The sequence below is a fragment of the Streptomyces incanus genome, from assembly GCF_042656345.1.
GTDB classification, from domain to species: domain Bacteria; phylum Actinomycetota; class Actinomycetes; order Streptomycetales; family Streptomycetaceae; genus Streptomyces; species Streptomyces incanus.
Genome location: NZ_JBHSPC010000073.1, coordinates 102,369 through 118,705 on the forward strand (window position 1 = coordinate 102,369; position 16,337 = coordinate 118,705).

16 protein-coding genes are annotated in these 16,337 nt (G+C 71.3%); 7 read left to right on the forward strand and 9 right to left on the reverse strand.

Features of this window, described 5'->3' with window-relative positions; translation table 11 throughout:
* Nucleotides 1-195 precede the first annotated feature (195 nt).
* On the forward strand, nt 196-1,098 hold the full coding sequence (locus ACFP2V_RS22585) for an alpha/beta fold hydrolase (RefSeq protein ID WP_381215548.1): 903 nt from the start codon (nt 196-198) through the stop codon (nt 1,096-1,098).
* Here ACFP2V_RS22585 and ACFP2V_RS22590 read toward each other — a convergent pair.
* Nucleotides 1,095-1,988: an NYN domain-containing protein gene (locus ACFP2V_RS22590; RefSeq protein WP_381215376.1), complete on the reverse strand. Its 894-nt coding sequence runs from the start codon at nt 1,986-1,988 to the stop codon at nt 1,095-1,097. The two genes, ACFP2V_RS22585 and ACFP2V_RS22590, sit on opposite strands and share 4 nt — an antisense overlap.
* Before the next feature lie 248 nt (nt 1,989-2,236).
* On the opposite strand from ACFP2V_RS22590, the gene ACFP2V_RS22595 reads away from it, so the two are divergent.
* Nucleotides 2,237-2,389: a hypothetical protein gene (locus ACFP2V_RS22595; RefSeq protein WP_381215379.1), complete on the forward strand. Its 153-nt coding sequence runs from the start codon at nt 2,237-2,239 to the stop codon at nt 2,387-2,389.
* A 99-nt stretch (nt 2,390-2,488) separates the two neighbouring features.
* Here ACFP2V_RS22595 and ACFP2V_RS22600 read toward each other — a convergent pair whose 3' ends face one another.
* The 4 genes from ACFP2V_RS22600 to ACFP2V_RS22615 form a co-directional block, all read right to left on the reverse strand.
* On the reverse strand, nt 2,489-3,094 hold the full coding sequence (locus ACFP2V_RS22600; RefSeq protein WP_381215382.1) for a MarC family protein: 606 nt from the start codon (nt 3,092-3,094) through the stop codon (nt 2,489-2,491).
* Nucleotides 3,095-3,306: 212 nt separating this feature from the next.
* On the reverse strand, nt 3,307-4,164 hold the full coding sequence (locus ACFP2V_RS22605) for a PHP domain-containing protein (protein ID WP_381215385.1): 858 nt from the start codon (nt 4,162-4,164) through the stop codon (nt 3,307-3,309).
* 180 nt (nt 4,165-4,344) lie between these two features.
* A complete protein-coding gene (locus ACFP2V_RS22610; protein WP_381215388.1) occupies nt 4,345-4,989 on the reverse strand; it encodes a DUF6758 family protein in 645 nt (214 codons plus the stop codon).
* A 320-nt stretch (nt 4,990-5,309) separates the two neighbouring features.
* A complete protein-coding gene (locus ACFP2V_RS22615; RefSeq protein WP_381215391.1) occupies nt 5,310-5,894 on the reverse strand; it encodes a suppressor of fused domain protein in 585 nt (194 codons plus the stop codon).
* Between the two features lie 579 nt (nt 5,895-6,473).
* Between ACFP2V_RS22615 and ACFP2V_RS22620 the strand changes: the two genes are divergently transcribed.
* Nucleotides 6,474-7,592, forward strand: coding sequence for a magnesium and cobalt transport protein CorA (locus tag ACFP2V_RS22620; RefSeq protein WP_381215394.1), 1,119 nt, complete (start codon nt 6,474-6,476; stop codon nt 7,590-7,592).
* A gap of 77 nt (nt 7,593-7,669) precedes the next feature.
* Complete coding sequence (locus ACFP2V_RS22625) at nt 7,670-8,194, forward strand: hypothetical protein (RefSeq protein WP_381215397.1); 525 nt, start codon at nt 7,670-7,672, stop codon at nt 8,192-8,194.
* 22 nt (nt 8,195-8,216) lie between these two features.
* On the opposite strand, the gene ACFP2V_RS22630 is transcribed toward ACFP2V_RS22625, so the two are convergent.
* Nucleotides 8,217-9,008: a hypothetical protein gene (locus tag ACFP2V_RS22630; protein ID WP_381215400.1), complete on the reverse strand. Its 792-nt coding sequence runs from the start codon at nt 9,006-9,008 to the stop codon at nt 8,217-8,219.
* Nucleotides 9,009-9,257: 249 nt separating this feature from the next.
* Here ACFP2V_RS22630 and ACFP2V_RS22635 point away from each other — a divergent pair, with 249 nt between their 5' ends.
* The 3 genes from ACFP2V_RS22635 to ACFP2V_RS22645 are packed head-to-tail and all read left to right on the forward strand — an operon-like array spanning nt 9,258 to nt 12,412.
* Nucleotides 9,258-10,634 carry a magnesium transporter MgtE N-terminal domain-containing protein gene (locus ACFP2V_RS22635; protein WP_381215403.1) on the forward strand — a complete coding sequence of 459 codons (1,377 nt, stop codon included), beginning with the start codon at nt 9,258-9,260 and terminating at the stop codon, nt 10,632-10,634.
* Nucleotides 10,624-11,235: a DUF1003 domain-containing protein gene (locus ACFP2V_RS22640; protein ID WP_381215406.1), complete on the forward strand. Its 612-nt coding sequence runs from the start codon at nt 10,624-10,626 to the stop codon at nt 11,233-11,235. The genes ACFP2V_RS22635 and ACFP2V_RS22640 overlap by 11 nt, the downstream gene beginning before the upstream one ends.
* Before the next feature lie 43 nt (nt 11,236-11,278).
* Nucleotides 11,279-12,412 (forward strand): Mrp/NBP35 family ATP-binding protein, encoded by a 1,134-nt coding sequence (locus ACFP2V_RS22645; protein WP_381215409.1) that lies wholly within the window; start codon nt 11,279-11,281, stop codon nt 12,410-12,412.
* A 156-nt stretch (nt 12,413-12,568) separates the two neighbouring features.
* Here the strand turns inward: ACFP2V_RS22645 and ACFP2V_RS22650 are convergent, their stop codons facing one another.
* The 3 genes from ACFP2V_RS22650 to ACFP2V_RS22660 form a co-directional block, all read right to left on the reverse strand.
* Entirely contained in the window at nt 12,569-13,243 is a 675-nt protein-coding gene (locus tag ACFP2V_RS22650; protein ID WP_381215411.1) for a hypothetical protein, read from the reverse strand.
* Between the two features lie 248 nt (nt 13,244-13,491).
* On the reverse strand, nt 13,492-13,941 hold the full coding sequence (locus ACFP2V_RS22655) for a sec-independent translocase (RefSeq protein WP_381215414.1): 450 nt from the start codon (nt 13,939-13,941) through the stop codon (nt 13,492-13,494).
* A 262-nt stretch (nt 13,942-14,203) separates the two neighbouring features.
* Nucleotides 14,204-16,255, reverse strand: a complete 2,052-nt coding sequence (locus tag ACFP2V_RS22660) for a S1C family serine protease (RefSeq protein WP_381215417.1) — start codon at nt 16,253-16,255, stop codon at nt 14,204-14,206.
* Nucleotides 16,256-16,337 lie beyond the last annotated feature (82 nt).

Consider the following 16,337-nt stretch of genomic DNA (forward strand, 5'->3'; position numbering starts at 1 on the left):
CACACCCGTGGGGACCGGGCCGTCTGTGTGTTCCGGCAGGCGTCGCCCGGCAGCGCTTCACCCGGCAGGCATGACCCCCACCCGCGATCTTGCGCCAGCTACCCTCACCCCGTGACCAGCCACCCCGCCCCCGCTTCCCCTCCTTCCCTCCTCCCTCCTGCTTCTTCCTCTCCCCCTTCCGCTCCCTCCTCCGTCCTGCCGGCCGGCGCTCGGGCGTACCGACTCCGCACCTCTCGTGGGGAGTTCGCCGTCGTCGACGTTCCGCCGGCCGGCGGGGTCGAGCCGAAGGGGGTCGCGCTGTCGTTGCCCGGGTTCACGGGGAGCAAGGAGGACTTCACGCTGGTGCACGGGCCGCTCGCCGCACGCGGGTACCGCAGCGTCGCCGTGGACGGGCGGGGGCAGTACGAGTCGGACGGGCCCGTGGACAACGAGTCCGCTTACGCGCGGGCCCGGTTGGCGCGGGACGTGCTCGCCCAGGCGGAGGCGCTCGGCACGGACCTACCGCTGCACCTGGTCGGACACTCGCTGGGCGGCCAGATCGCCCGTGCGGCGGTGCTCGAGGACCACTCCCCCTTCCGTTCGCTCACCCTGATCTCGTCCGGCCCCGCCCGGATCTCCGTCTCCCAGGAGCAGCGTGTGAAGCTGCTGCGGGACGCGCTCTCCCGGATGACGATGGCGCAGTGCTGGGAGGCGATCCTGGCCATGGGCCCACCGGAGGAGGTCGGCGGCCCCGCGCGCGGGCCAGGCAGTCAAGATCATTTGCGCCGCCGCTGGTTGGGCACCAGCCCAGCTCAACTACTGGCTACTGGGCGGCAGTTGTGCACAGAGCCGGACCTGGTCACCGAACTCGCCGCCGTACCGCTGGCATTCCACGTGCTGTCGGGTGCGCACGACGACACCTGGCCGGTGCCGGACCTCGACGCCATGGCCGTACGCCTGAACGCGCACCGCACGGTCGTCGCCGGTGCCGAGCACTCCCCCACCGTCGACCGGCCCGAACCCACCGCACACGCGCTCGCCACCTTCTGGGACGGCCTCCAGGCCCACCACAACGGCACCGGCACCGGCCCTGGCACCGGCCCCCGCCCCCTCGCCTAGTACTGCGCCTGGAGGTGGGCCCAGAAGCCGTCGCGCAGGGCACGTCGCAGGTCGGCCTGGCCGCGCAGGGAGTACTGCAGCAGGCCCTCGGCCTCCACCAGCAGGTCCTGGTCGACCGAGCCGGGCAGATAGGGATGGCCGGGCAGCAGTTCCACCAGCGAGTCCCGGCCGCGTTCGGCGAGCCACTTCGCGGCGATCTGCGCACCGACGAAGCGGACGTCCTCGCGGGCGGGCCGGCCCGTCGTCGGCTCGTACCCGGGGGCCGTGCGCCGGGAGACGTACGGCTTGAAGAAGTCGAGGTCGAAGGTGCGCTGGCTGTCGACTTCCCAGAGCAGGGGCTCGGCCTGGTTGCGGCCCTCGGGTGCCTCGATGCCCCAGAGGTGGACGCGGGCGCCGTACCCCTGGGCGGCCTCGACCGCCGAGACCAGGTCCTCGTCGCCGCCCAGCAGGGCCGCGTCGCTGATGGCGCGGTGGCGGGCCAGTGACTCCAGGTCGGAGCGGATCAGGGAGTCGACGCCCTTCTGCTGGTTGTTGGCGTTGAGGTTGCCGAGGCGGACCTTGACGTCGGGGAGCTCTGCGATGGTCTGCTGCTCGGCGGTGTGGATGCGGCGCCTGGCGCCGTCGTACCAGTAGACGCGCAGCAGTCTGCTGTCCGCGAAGATGGTGCGGGCCCGGTCGATGAGCGCGTCGATGAGTCCCTCGGCGTCGAGGTCGAAGGCCCGGCGGTCTTCCGTCCCGGCCACCAGCCGCCCCGCCGCCGCGTACAGATAGCCCGCGTCAACGAAGATCGCGTGCGTGGAGGGCGTCTTCGCCACCTCGGCGAGCATGCGCTGGAGCAGCTCGTTCGTGCGGTCGATGCGGGAGTTCAGGTCCGCCAGGTCGTCGTTCATCTCCTCCATTGTCCCGGCGGTCACTGTGCGAATACAACCGGTCCCGATCGGTCTCCTTCGAAACATTCGACCGTCAGCATCCCGTCAGTATCCCGTCAGTGATTAGCCAATCGAAGAATTTCCTTAGCATAGGGAATGTTTGCAGCAGGCAAACCGTTGACCGTTGATGGAACACGGGTCGGACCGGCCCGTGGCCGTCCACCCAGTAGTTCTCCTCCAGGAGGATGACCAGACGAAGGGAGAAGCCCTTGCGCTTCGAAATCATGCGACTCGACGACGTCGACGGCACCGCCGTGGACACGACCGTCGTGGACGCCGCCTCCGTCAACCGCATGGTGCAGCAGGCCGCCGCCATCGGGCAGCGCCTGTGGATCCGCCCGGCCGACACACCGGCCTCGTAACGCAGGACGCCGGGTCCCGTACCGCTTGTTCCGAAGCCCTCGTACCGCCTCGACGGGTGCGGGGGCTCCGTGCGTCCTGTGTGGTGCGTGGCGGCGTGGTCAGCTGCCCCGGATCACCTGCGTAACCCCGTTGATGATCTGCTGCACGGCGATCGCGGAGAGCATCATGCCCGCGAGCCGCGTCACCAGGACCACCCCGCCGTCCTTGATGACCCGGATGATCAGCAGCGAGTACCGCATCACCAGCCACAGCACCACATGGACGGCGAGGATCGCCACCCACACCGACACCTGGGCCGAGGTGCTGTCGGCCTTCTGCACCGCGAGGATGACCGACACGATCGCGCCGGGCCCGGCCAGCAGCGGCATGCCGAGCGGGACCAGAGCGACGTTGACGTCCTTGGTCTGCTGGGGCTCGTCGGTCTTGCCGGTGAGCAGGTCGAGCGCGATCAGCAGGAGCAGCAGCCCGCCCGCGATCATCAGCGCGGGCATGGACACATGCAGGTAGTCGAGGATCTGCTGCCCGATCAGCCCGAACAGGACGATCACGCCACCGGCCACGCAGACGGCCTGGAAGGCCATTTGCTTCTGCACCTTGGCGGGCCGGCCCGCGGTCAGGGCCAGGAAGATCGGGGTGATCCCGGGGGGATCCATGATGACGAAGAGGGTCAGGAAGAGGGAGCCGAAGACGGCGACGTCGAACATGTCTGCCTTGCTGGGAAACGAAACAAAACGAAACGAGCGGAGAGGGGTGGGGGGAGTGGGGGAGAGCAGTGAGCAGGCGGCACCGGGGAAGGCGCGTGCTCAGGAGTGCTCGACGAGCAGGCTCAGGGAGAAAGCGGGCGACGCCCCGGCACGGGGCGGGCCCGAGGAGGTACGGGCCCCAGGAGGTACGGGCCCGAGGAGGTACGGGCGGCTCAGGCGCCGCCGGCCCCCGGCACCGGGAACGCGCCGGTCGCACGGCGCGTGATCTCGCCGTACACCTCGGGGTCCGTGGTGAACTCGCCGGGCACGCAGCTTTTCCGGCTGCCGTGGTAGTCGCTGGACCCGGTCACGAGCAGTCCCAGTTCCTTCGCGAGGCCCCGCAGCCGCGCCCGGGTCTCGGGGTCGTGGTCCATGTGGTCGACCTCGATGCCGTCGAGACCGGCCTCGGCCAGTTCCGCGATGCCCGACTCCGGTACGGTCCGGCCGCGCTTGCTCGCGGCCGGATGGGCGAACACCGCCACCCCGCCCGCGCCCTTGATCAGCCGGAGCGCTTCGAAGGGGTCGGTCTCGTGCTTCGCCATGTGGGCTCGGCCGCCGTCCGCCAGCCACTCCCGGGTGAAGGCGTCGTTCACTGTCTCCACCACACCCAGCTCGACGAGTGCCGTGGCGATGTGCGGGCGGCCCACCGAACCGTCGCCGGCGATCCGGGCGACCTGCTCCCAGGCGACGGGCACGCCCAGGCCGTTCAGCTTGGCGACCATGCCCCGGGCCCGCGGCACGCGGTCGTCCCGGACCAGTTCGCGCTCGGCGAGCAGCGCCGGTTCCTCGGGGTCGAAGAGGTAGGCCAGCATGTGCATGCTGATGCCGTCGTACCGGCAGGAGAGCTCGGCGCCGGTCACCAGTGTGAGCCCCGCGGGGAGTGCGGCGAGGGCCTCGGCGTGGCCGCGGGTGGTGTCGTGGTCGGTCAGCGCGACGACGTCGAGACCGGCAGCGCCGGCCGCGCGGACCAGGTCGGCCGGGGAGTCCGTACCGTCGGACGCGGTGGAGTGGGTGTGCAGATCGATACGCACGACGCGTTGCTCCAAGCGGTGACGGGCGGACGGGGGCCGGGAGGGACACTTCAGGATAACCGCACTTCCGTGCGCTTCCGTCACACCCGAACCCGCCCGGCGCCCCCTACACGCGCATCCCGTGCCTCTCCACGCGCACTCCGCACCGGCGCTCCGCGCCGGCCCTCCCTCCGCCACCCGTCACGGCGTCTCCATCAGCCGCGGCGACAGCGCCCCGCAGGGCACCAGCTCCACCTCGGCCCCGGCGTCCCGGAGGTCGGTGAGGACCAGCTCGTCGTACATCAGGAGCCCGGACTGCTCGGGCCACACCACCGCCCACAGCCACATCCCGAGCGCCTCGCCCGCGAAGACGGCCCGGTCGTCCGGTGTCCCGGAGACGTGCCAGAGCGGGGTCGGGCGACCGGCGGCCAGCACCTTGGTGTCGGCGGGCTTCTCCACGTCCAGGTAAGGCCCCGGGTCCGGGCCGTCGACGCCCGCGTACCGCGCGCCGAGCCCGACGCCGAGTTCCTCGGCCACGAGGATCAGCTCGCCCATGCCGCCGAGCGGTCCGGGTCCGGTGCACGCGACGGCGGTGGCACGACCGCCGCTGCGGTCGTCACCCGCGCTGGCCACACCGGTGAACAGCCAGCCCACCGGCAGCGGCCACGGCATCCACACCGGCACCCGGGTACGGTGCACGACGACGTCGAGAGCCTCGACGCTCGGCGGTATCACGGGCTGGACCGGATGCACGGGGCCGTGCGCATCGCACTGCCAGGCATCGGAGAAGAGGCCGGGAGCCCTGACCCGGCCACCACACTTCGGGCAACTGGGTTCGCCCCTCATAGGGCCCCACGGTCCTACCCTCGACCCGCCACGTCAAGGACGATCACCCGTCCGGACCGAACCGGTCACCCGGGAACCGGAAACGGCGCACACCGATCGGTTCGGGCTACGGCACCGTGCGTCCGAGGCCGCATCCGGTGCCCGCATCCGTGGCGCGCGCCCCGCCACGACCGACCCGGCCGCCCCCGGTCGGCACCCGGCCGCCGTCACCCTCACCGGTAGCCCTCGCCAACTGAGGCGCCACGGCTCACCGTTGACGGCCCGGTGCAGGTGAGCTTGCTCACTTCGGCGAGCGGCCGCCCATCCCGGCGGGGAACACGTCAGTCCAGCGCGACGGAGGCGCGGGTGGGGTGCCTCAGATCCGTTCCCCGGGTCAGCCAGCGCTCCTGCAGTGCCTGGGCGCCGTGCACCCGCTTCCAGGCGGCCTCGTTCGGCGTCATGGGCAGCAGCGGCAGGAACCGTACGGACTCCATGGGCTCGTCGAGCTCCAGGTCCTCCACCAGGCCGCCCGGCTCGGCGACCAGCACCGAGGTGAACGGGGCTCCGGGCCACAGCGGTTCACCGACGTCGAGGGAGGCGCCGGGGGCCACGACCACGCCCTCGACCTGCGGGGACGCGGCGAGCACGGCGAGCGGCCGGAGCACCTTGTCGGTGTCGGCGAGACCGCTCCGTACCGACAGCACCAGTTCCGCGCGCGGGCCCGCGACCGGATCCGCGATCACCGCCGTGGGGTCGGCCATGGGCTGCGCGGACATGCCAAGGGTGGCGTAGCGCACGATGTCGCCCTCCTGGAAGCGCAGCACCTCGACGCGGTCCGTACCCAGAAAGGTGACCGCCGCGCGCGCGTCCGGCTCACCCAGAGCCGTAACCAACCGGGCTTCGACCAAAGGAAGAACATCTGCCATGCGGCGAGCATAGAACTCGTCGGTAGCAGGCGAAGCGGCGCCTTGACACACGGTCGGCTGCTAGTGTGGCCCGGTGGTTCGGGGTAGCACGCAGTAGGCCCCCCAGGCAACGCCCAGGCCCGGCAGGGCATTTTCAGGGCACTGGGAGAGTCCGCCGGAGCCCCGGGACCGCTGTGACACTCCCCCTACGGGGGAATCCCCTCAGGGGATGAGGATCGTCCCTTACGAGGGACCGGCCGGAGGAGGTGGGGCTGGCATGGACCGAAGTCGACCGTGCAGTAGCACCCGCTCTTCCACCCGTTGAGGTAGCTGCTCCGTTCCGGCTGTCACCTCGCATCATCGCGTCTTCATCGGAAGAGCGTTTCGTTTCGTTCCGACTGATCTGCCCCAGTAGCTGCATCAGCGACGAGACTCGCCACCGCGACGGTGCGGTGCTCCCCGCTTTGTGGACGTGCCAAACATCCCTTGCCCGGGCTTTTCCCGGAGGCCGGGTCATCTCTGGTCAGGACGTCCTCATTCCGGGTGGTTCCACCCGTCGCACCGGCGCCTTTCGTTGCCCGTTTCGCGAAGGAGCCCGCCATGTCGATGATCCGCGACCTGCGCGCCGTGGTCCGTCCCTCCCGTGTCTCGCTGCGCAAGGAGAGCAGCGCCCCGTACGACACCACCCGTGACTCGGCGACGACCACCGCGGTCGTCGACTGCGCCGTCTACCGCGACGGCCGCCGTGTGGAGACCGAGAGCCCCCTGACCCCTCAGGAGGCGATGCGCCTGGTGCGCCGGGACTCGGGCTTCGTGTGGATCGGCCTGCACGAGCCGACCGAGGACGAGTTCGCCGGTATCGCCCGCGAGTTCGGGCTGCACCCGCTGGCCGTGGAGGACGCCGTCCAGGCCCATCAGCGGCCCAAGCTGGAACGTTACGACGACTCGCTCTTCACGGTCTTCAAGACCATCCACTATCTCGACCACGACCGGCTCAACTCCAGCAGCGAGGTCGTCGAGACCGGTGAGGTGATGTGCTTCACCGGCCGGGACTTCTTCATCACCGTCCGGCACGGCGGCCAGGGCTCCCTGCGGGGCCTGCGGCACCGCCTCGAGGAGGACCCCGAGCTGCTGGCCAAGGGGCCCTCGGCGGTCCTGCACGCCATCGCCGACCACGTCGTCGACGGTTACATCGCGGTCGCCGACGCGGTGCAGGACGACATCGACGAGGTGGAGACGGAGGTGTTCTCGCCGGGCCGCGGGGGCACCCCGCGCGGCACCGACGCCGGGCGGATCTACCAGCTCAAGCGGGAGGTGCTGGAGTTCAAGCGGGCAGTGTCGCCGCTGCTGCGTCCCATGCAGTTGCTGAGCGAGCGGCCGATGCGGCTGATCGACCCGGAGATCCAGAAGTACTTCCGTGACGTCGCCGACCACGTGGCCCGGGTGCACGAGCAGGTGATCGGCTTCGACGAGCTGCTCAACTCCATCCTCCAGGCCAATCTCGCGCAGGCCTCCGTAGCGCAGAACGAGGACATGCGCAAGATCACCTCGTGGGCCGCGATCATCGCCGTACCGACGATGGTCTGCGGGGTGTACGGCATGAACTTCGACTACATGCCGGAGACGGAATGGAAGTACGGCTACCCGGTGATCCTCAGCGCGATCGTGGCCCTCTGCCTGGGCATCCACCGCATGCTGAAGCGCAACGGCTGGCTCTGACACCAGCTCCGGGATCGGCTCCGGAATGGGCCCCGGGATCCGGAATCCGGCTCGGAGGCCCTGGATAGGCTGGGCCCATGACAAGTGCGACCAGTGCGGCGCTGTTCGACCGGGCCCTCGTCGAGGAGGCCACCAAGAAGTCCGGCCTCGTCTGGGTCCGGGGGCCCGGTGGCCCGGCCCGGCCGCTGTGGCACGTGTGGCACGAGGGTGCGATGTGCCTGGTCGGCGACGGGCCCGGGGAGCAGCCGCTGCCGGGGCTGGCGGACGGCGGGCCGGCCGAGGTGACGGTGCGCAGCAAGGACAAGGGCGGCCGGCTGGTCTCCTGGGCCGCGACGGTCGTGGAACTGCCGTCCGGGTCCGAGCAGTGGGACGCCGCGGTCGCCGTGCTCAAGGGCAAGCGGCTCAACGCGCCCGACGGCGAGGCGATGACGGAGCGCTGGGCGCGTGAGTGCCGGGTGCTGCGCCTGGAGCCGACCGGGGCGACGGCACCGCTGCCCGAAGGTTCCCTGGCCGAGCCCCCGCTGCCGACCCCGGTGACGACCCGGCACCCGGCCCCCGCGGGCCTGCCCCGACTGCTGGCGGGGCGCAGGAAGCGCCGCTGACCGGTCGCCCCGCCCGCTCCTCCTACGACGTCGGAAGCTGCCCCTCGTAGTCCAGCGTCTCGTCCTCGGCCGGTTTCTCCAGGGCGAAGTCGGCGCCCCAGGCCGAGAAGGAGAGGGTGCCCGCCTTGCCGGCGCGCACCAGGCGCAGTGGATACGGCTTGCCCTCGAGGGAGACGTCCAGGGTGCCGCCGGAGCCCTTGTCGCCGGTGATGCGGATGCTGCGGACGCCGCCCTGCTCGTGGTGGCCGTCCGTGGCGAGGGTGCCGTGCAGGGTCAGCAGACCGTTGAGGAGGACGTCCTTGTCCGCGAACCCGATGAACTTCTTGTACGACGGGTCGCCTTCCGGCACCTTCACGTACTTCTCGGCGAGCTTGCCGGCCGCCGCCGCGTCCGACGCACTCTCACCCTCGCCTTCGCCCTTCGCGCCGTCCTCGCCGGCCCTGCCGTTCGCCTGGCCCCAGAACTTGGCGTCGGCCTTCAGGAAGAGCTCGTCGTCGACCTTCAGCAACCGGAACGTCTGCCCCCCGGCGGTGACCGATCCGATGCCGCCCTCGGGCTTGAGCCGCATGTCGAGCGTGTACGTACGCCCACTGGTGACGACGTTTCCGTGCAGCCGCACGGTGTCGACCGACTTGGCGGCCGTCCGCGTTCTGTTCTGGATCTCGGCGGCGGACAGCTTGCCGACGCCGTTGGTGCCCTCGTTCGGGTCTACTTCCTCGGAGCATCCCGTGAGCGCCATTCCGGTCACGAGCAGCACGCACACGGCACCCGCCAGCGTGGCTGTGCGGGAACGGCCCGGGGAGATCGGAGTCACAGGTTGCGCTGCCTCTCTGATGGGGACCTGAACGGAGTACCGCAGATTACCGGGGCCGTACCGGCCGGCCGGAGGCAGTCCGTCCGGACCGACCGCGGGAGCACCGCTGATCGGGACGGGCTAGCCTGAAGTCGCCCGAACGGGCCATCCGGACAACCGAGGCAGCAGGCAGGACAGGACAGCAGGAGCTGAGCAAGCAGCAGCACACACGCACGGCAGCACCGACCCGTACGAAAAGGAGCCGCCGCCATGGCAGCGGGCGCCCCCCGGTTCTTCGTCTCGCACATCTCCGGCGTCGCCGCCTTCGATCCGGCCGGTGATCAGGTGGGGCGTGTGCGTGATCTGGTCGTCATGCTGCGGGTGGGCGGGCGCCCGCCGAGGCTGCTCGGTCTGGTGGTCGAACTCCCCAACCGGCGCCGCATCTTCCTGCCCATGAACCGGGTGACCGCCGTGCAGTCCGGCCAGGTCATCACCACCGGGGTGCTCAACGTCCGCCGCTTCGAGCAGCGGCCCACCGAGCGGCTCGTCTTCGGCGAGCTCCTGGACCGCAGGGTGACGCTCGTGGAGACCGGTGAGGAGGTCACCGTCCTCGACCTGTCGGTGCATCAGCTGCCGGCCCGCCGGGGATGGGTGATCGACCGGGTGTTCGTCCGCAAGGGCAAGAAGGGTGGAACGTTTCGGCGGGGCAAGGGGGAGGCGCTGACCGTGGAGTGGTCGGCGGTCACCGGGTTCTCGCTGGAGGAGCAGGGGCAGGGCGCCGAGAGTCTGCTCGCCACGTTCGAGCAGCTGCGTCCCGCCGACCTGGCCAACGTCCTGCACCACCTCTCCCCCAAGCGTCGCGCCGAGGTGGCCGCCGCGCTGGACGACGACCGCCTCGCGGACGTGCTGGAGGAGCTGCCCGAGGACGATCAGGTGGAGATCCTCGGCAAGCTGAAGGAGGAGCGCGCCGCCGACGTCCTGGAGGCGATGGACCCGGACGACGCCGCCGACCTGCTCTCCGAGCTGCCGGAGGAGGACAAGGAACGGCTGCTGAGCCTGATGCAGCCCGGTGACGCGGCCGACATGCGGCGCCTGATGGCGTACGAGGAGCACACCGCGGGCGGTCTGATGACGACCGAGCCGATCGTGCTCAGGCCCGACGCGACCGTCGCCGACGCCCTGGCCCGCATCCGCAACCCGGACCTGTCCCCGGCGCACGCGGCCCAGGTCTACGTGTGCCGTCCGCCGGAGGAGACCCCGACCGGCAAGTACCTGGGTACGGTCCACTTCCAGCGGTTGCTGCGCGACCCTCCGTACACCCTGGTCGGCTCGATCCTCGACGACGATCTGCAGCCGCTGGAACCGCAGGCGGCACTGCCCGTGGTCGCCGGGTTCTTCGCCACGTACGACATGGTGGCGGCGCCCGTGGTCGACGAGGTGGGCGCGCTGCTGGGCGCGGTGACGGTGGACGACGTACTGGACCACATGCTGCCCGACGACTGGCGGGAGACCGAGTTCCATCTGAACGACGACGTCCCGGACGGCACCGGGGGCCCGGAGGACACGACGGGCGCGGACCGTACCGATGACGCGGACGGCAGGGACGTCAGGGACGACGACGAGGGGGTGGTGACCGATGGCGCCTGAGCGCGACGGAGTGCGCGAGCAGCGGCTTCCGGCGGGTGCCACGGCCGCCGGCCGCCCGCGTACGCCCCGGCTGGACCAGCCGCGCCCGCCCAGGCGCCGGCTGCTGCCCGAGTGGGACCCGGAGGCCTTCGGGCGCTTGTCGGAGCGGATCGCCCGTTTCCTGGGGACCGGCCGGTTCATCGTCTGGATGACGGTCGTCATCATCGTGTGGCTGGTGTGGAACGTGTCCGCGCCGCAGGAACTGCGGTTCGACGAGTACCCGTTCATCTTCCTGACCCTGATGCTGTCCCTCCAGGCCTCGTACGCCGCGCCGCTGATCCTGCTCGCGCAGAACAGGCAGGACGACCGCGACCGGGTCAACCTGGAGCAGGACCGCAAGCAGGACGAGCGGGTGATCGCGGACACCGAGTACCTGACCCGGGAGATCGCCGCCCTGCGGGTCGGGCTCGGGGAGGTCGCGACGCGCGACTGGATCCGCTCGGAGCTCCAGGACGTGATGAAGGAGCTCGAGGAACGGCAGAACGGACACCGGGACCATCACGGCTCCATCGCGGCAATGCGGGCGCAGCGGTCTCCGGGACGTGACGCAGACGACCAGTAGCGGGCTTACCCGGGGACGCACCAGGCGCCGTACCATCGACACCATGGCTACGGACGACGCGGTGCGCGAGGCACTGGCGACAGTGAACGACCCCGAGATCAACCGGCCCATCACCGAACTCGGGATGGTCAAGTCGGTCGAGATCGGGGCGGACGGGGCGGTCGCGGTCACCGTGTACCTGACGGTCTCCGGCTGCCCGATGCGGGACACGATCACACAGCGGGTGACGGACGCGGTCTCCCGGCTCGAGGGCGTCACCCGGGTCGACGTCACGCTGGACGTGATGAGCGACGAGCAGCGCAAGGAGCTGGCGAACGCCCTGCGCGGCGGCCAGGCCGAGCGCGAGGTGCCCTTCGCGAAGCCGGGCAGCCTGACCCGGGTGTACGCGGTCGCCTCCGGCAAGGGCGGTGTCGGCAAGTCGTCGGTGACGGTGAACCTGGCGGCGGCCATGGCGGCCGACGGCCTGAAGGTGGGCGTCGTGGACGCCGACATCTACGGTCACTCGGTGCCGCGCATGCTGGGCGCCGACGGGCGTCCGACCCAGGTCGAGAACATGATCATGCCGCCGTCCGCACACGGCGTGAAGGTCATCTCCATCGGCATGTTCACCCCGGGCAACGCCCCGGTGGTGTGGCGCGGCCCGATGCTGCACCGCGCGCTGCAGCAGTTCCTGGCGGACGTGTACTGGGGCGACCTGGACGTGCTGCTGCTCGACCTGCCGCCGGGCACCGGCGACATCGCGATCTCGGTCGCGCAGCTCGTGCCGAACGCCGAGATCCTGGTCGTCACCACGCCTCAGCAGGCGGCGGCCGAGGTGGCCGAGCGGGCGGGCTCCATCGCCGTGCAGACCCACCAGAAGATCGTCGGCGTGGTCGAGAACATGTCCGGTCTGCCCTGCCCGCACTGCGGCGAGATGGTCGATGTCTTCGGGACCGGTGGCGGCCAGTCGGTGGCCGACGGGCTGACCCGGACCACGGGCGCCGGCGTCCCGGTGCTCGGTTCCATCCCCATCGACATGCGCCTGCGCGAGGGCGGCGACGAGGGCAGGCCGGTCGTCCTGTCCGATCCGGAGTCCCCCGCGGGTTCGGCACTCCGCTCGATCGCCGGCAAGCTCGGCGGGCGCCAGCGCGGCCTGGCGGGCCTGGCGTTGGGCATCACGCCCCGGAACAAGTTCTGAGCGCTCCAGGCGCCCGTACGGGGCCCTGAGAGCCGCCGTGCCGCGTCCGGCCGGGGCGCCGTCCTTCGGGGCGGCGCCCTTCTCCGTACGGGGACGGCGGTGCGCTCCGCGGCTCGGGCCGGGTCGCCTGCTCCCCCCGAGCCGTACGCTCCCCGCTCAGGACACGTAGGCGGTGATGTCCTTGACCACGGCGAAGCCCAGGCCGTACGCGCTCATGCCCCGGCCGTACGCGCCGACGTGCACGCCCGCCCGCGTCGATCCCGCGAGCACCCAGCCGAACTCGGACTCCCGGTAGTGGAACGGTGTCGGTACCCCGTCCACGGGGAGGGACAGCGTCGACCAGTCCGGTCCGTCGAGGTCGTCCGCCAGCACCCAGGCCGTCTCCGTCTGCTGCTCCAGCCAGTCGTCGCGCAGGGAGTGGTCCATCTGGCCCGGCCAGGTGAACGACAGCAGCCCCACTCCGGCGAGCCAGGCCGCGGAGGACACGGAGGTGGCCTCCAGCAGGCCGGTGCCGTCCGCGCTGCGGCGCACCGGGTTGGCGGCCACCGTCACGGCGACCGCGAACTTCTCCTTGGCCTCCTGGCCGCTCTGGGCCGTGTACTCGCTGCGCACCGAGGGCTCGTCACCGTGCCCGATCGATCCGTGCTCGACGGCCCCGTCCGCCGCGGTGCCGACCTGCATCAGCCAGCGCCGCCCCGTGAACGCCTCGTCGAGGCCGTACCACGGGAAGGGCGCGCTCAGGTAGCCGTCGACCGTACGCCGGACGGAGGGGACCGGTCGTCCGTCCTCCGCGGCCGGCGTCTGCCCGACTGCCCGACTCGTCGTCTCCATGCCCGGACGCCTCCTCGCTCTCGTCGGACCGGGGGCGGCCCGCCCCCCTTCGGGCGTACTCGTCCGGACCGCACAACAACTGGGGCAGCATAGCCACCTCGTGGGCGCGCACCCGGGAAACCGCCCGGCGCGCGGTCGCGTGAACGTCCGGTTCGGGCTGTACGGGGCTCTGACGGAGTATGAAACGCGTCACGTACACGGGGGCGTACACCCCCCGTGCACCCGACTGCGGCTGCGCCGGGCGAGGCTCAGGTGGCGTCCGCGTCGAAGGGCGGACGGTCGTCGACGGCCGCCTTCTCGGGCTTCTTCGTCATGTCGAGGCGACCGCCCGAGGGGGCCGCGGAGGAAGCCGAGGAAGCCGCGGAGGACTCGGGGTCGCGGCCATGGACGGCGTCCGTGACCTCGGCCATCTCCTTCTTCAGGTCGAAGCCGCTGCGGATCTCCTTGAGCCCCAGGTCGTCGTTGTCCAGCTGCTTGCGGAGGAACGTCTTGGGGTTGAGGTCCTCGAACTCGAAGTCCTTGAACTCCGGGCCGAGTTCCTCGCGGATGTCCTGCTTGGCACTGTCCGAGAATTCACGGATCTTCCGGATCGTCCTGGTCACGTCCTGGATGACCTTGGGGAGCTTGTCCGGACCGAAGACGAGCACGGCGAGGATGACGAGCGTCACCAGCTCGAGCGGTCCTATGTCATTGAACACCTGAAGCTCCTTGCGATGTCCTCGGCCCTCGGCCCTCGGTGGTCAGTGCGTCGACGTGTCCGTACGTCCGTGCGGTCTTCCGTGGTCCGGGCCGGGTCCACGGTACCCGGCCTCCCCGTACGACCGGTACTGTGCCGACGCCTTTGGCTGCGCGGCGGGTACGGTCTTCGCCGGCTGTTCGCCTTCCCGTGCCCGCCGCGCCTCCCGCGCCTCCCGTGTCCCCCGCGTCTCCGTGCCTTCGTGCCTTCGTGCCGCCCTCTGTCTAGTCTCCGCCGGAGGAGCCGAGGACCAGCGAGATCTCCCGCTCCTCGCCGTTCCGCTCCAGGGTGAGCTCCAGTCGGTCTCCGGGGCGGTGCGCGCGGGTCTTGACGATGAGTTCCTCACCGGAATGGACACGCTGCCCGTCGACCTTCGTGATGACATCGCCGGCCTTGATCCCGGCCTTGTCCCCGGGCCCGCCGGAGCTGACCGGGGGCCCGCCGTCGCTGCCCCCGGTGCCGACGCGTGCGCCGTCGCCGGCGTAGTCCATGTCCAGGGTGATGCCGATCACCGGGTGGGTCGCGCTGCCGGTGTTGATCAGTTCCTCGGCGACGCGCTTGCCCTGGTTGACCGGGATGGCGAAGCCGAGGCCTATGGAGCCGGCCTGGCCGCCCTCGGCCTCGCCGCCGCTGTCGCTGCCGGCGGAGCGGATGGCGGAGTTGATGCCGATCACACGGCCCTCGGCGTCGAGCAGGGGGCCGCCGGAGTTGCCGGGGTTGATCGGCGCGTCGGTCTGCAGGGCGTCGACGTACGACACGTCGCTGCCGTCGCCCTGTCCACCGCCCGCCGTGATGGGGCGTTCGCGCGCGCTGATGATGCCGGCGGTGACCGTGCCGGCCAGGTCGAAGGGGGCGCCGATGGCGACGACGGGATCGCCCACCTGCACGTTGTCCGAGTTGCCGAGGGGCAGGGGAGTCAGCCCGCTGACCCCCTTGACCTTCACCACGGCGAGGTCGTAGCCGCTGTCCCGGCCGACGACCGTGGCCTCGGCGGTGTCGCCGCTGTGGAAGGTCACAGTGATCTCGCCGTCACGTCCGGCGGGTTGCACGACGTGGTCGTTGGTGAGGATGTGTCCGCGGCCGTCGAGCACGAATCCGGTACCAGTGCCCGCCGACGCCGCCCCGCTGACGTGCAGGGTGACAACGCTGGGCAGGGCCTGCGCGGCGATCCCGGCGATGCTTCCGGGTTCCCGCCCGGCGGGCTCCTTCTCGGCCTGCGGGAGTTTCACCACGGCACCCACACCGCCGTCGCGCTCCAGCTGGGTGCCGACGATCCCGCCGACGCTGCCCGAGAGGAGCGCGACCAGCAGCATGAGGCCGACGAGCTTCCTCCTGGCCCGCTTGCGCCGCCGGTCCTCCGTGGCGACCGCGCCCCCGGTCTGCTGCCACGGGGCACTCGCCGCGGCGACGGCCCAGGGGTCGTAACGCTGCCAGGGGTCGGCCGGCGCCTGGGCATCCACTGCCGGAGAACCCGGGGCCGGGAGGACGGGTGCGGATGCAGCCGCGGGCGCGAGTTCGACCGCGGGTGCGGGTGCGGGGTGGCTCGCGTCCGGGACGTCGGGTCCAGGGACGCCGGGTGTGGGTACGGCCGGGACGGGGGCAGCGGCAGCGGGTTTCGAAGCGTCGTGAACAGGGGCGCCGGGCACGGGCATGCCGTGCGGCAGTGTGCCCGGCGCCGGAGGCGGTGCCGAGGCTGGAGCCGACGCGCCCTGCGCGGGTGTTGCCGCCGGATGCTGAACCGGGGGCGCGGGCGCCCAGGGTCCCGGCTCACCGTACGGCGGGGTGCTGTAGGGATCGGGGTCATGCAGCGGCCGGGGCTGCTCGGACCGGTCTCCGAAGGAACCGGGTACGACGGACTCAAAGGACTCGGCAGGCCTGACGGACTCGACGGACTCAGCGGGCCTGGCGGACTCCGTAGTCATGCCGGACCCGCGAAACTCGGCGGCTCCTGCGGGTTCGACGCCCTCCGCGGGCACGCCGCTCCCCGTCCCCTCGGTGCTCAGGGGCCGGTGCAGTTCGTAGTCGCCCCCCGTCTCGGCCGGGGCCGCGGCGGGCCGGGCGAGTTCGAAGTCGGCGTCCTCGGGTGCGTCCACCGGAGCGGGAGCCGGACCGGTACCGTCGGTGAGGTCCGCGCCGCCGGGGCCGTCGAAACCGGCCGTGTCACCCGACGGCACCGGGCGCTCCAGCTCGAAGTCCCCGTTCCCCTCCCAGCCCGGCTCGGCCGGCTGTTCCTGCTCCTCCGATGGGCTCGCCTTCGGGGGCTTCCCCTCGTTCATGCTCTCCCCACAGCTGGCCGCAGATCCTCGACTCCGTGGCTCCGTACGCCTTTGCGCCTCGGAGCTCTTGGTCCGGCACCCG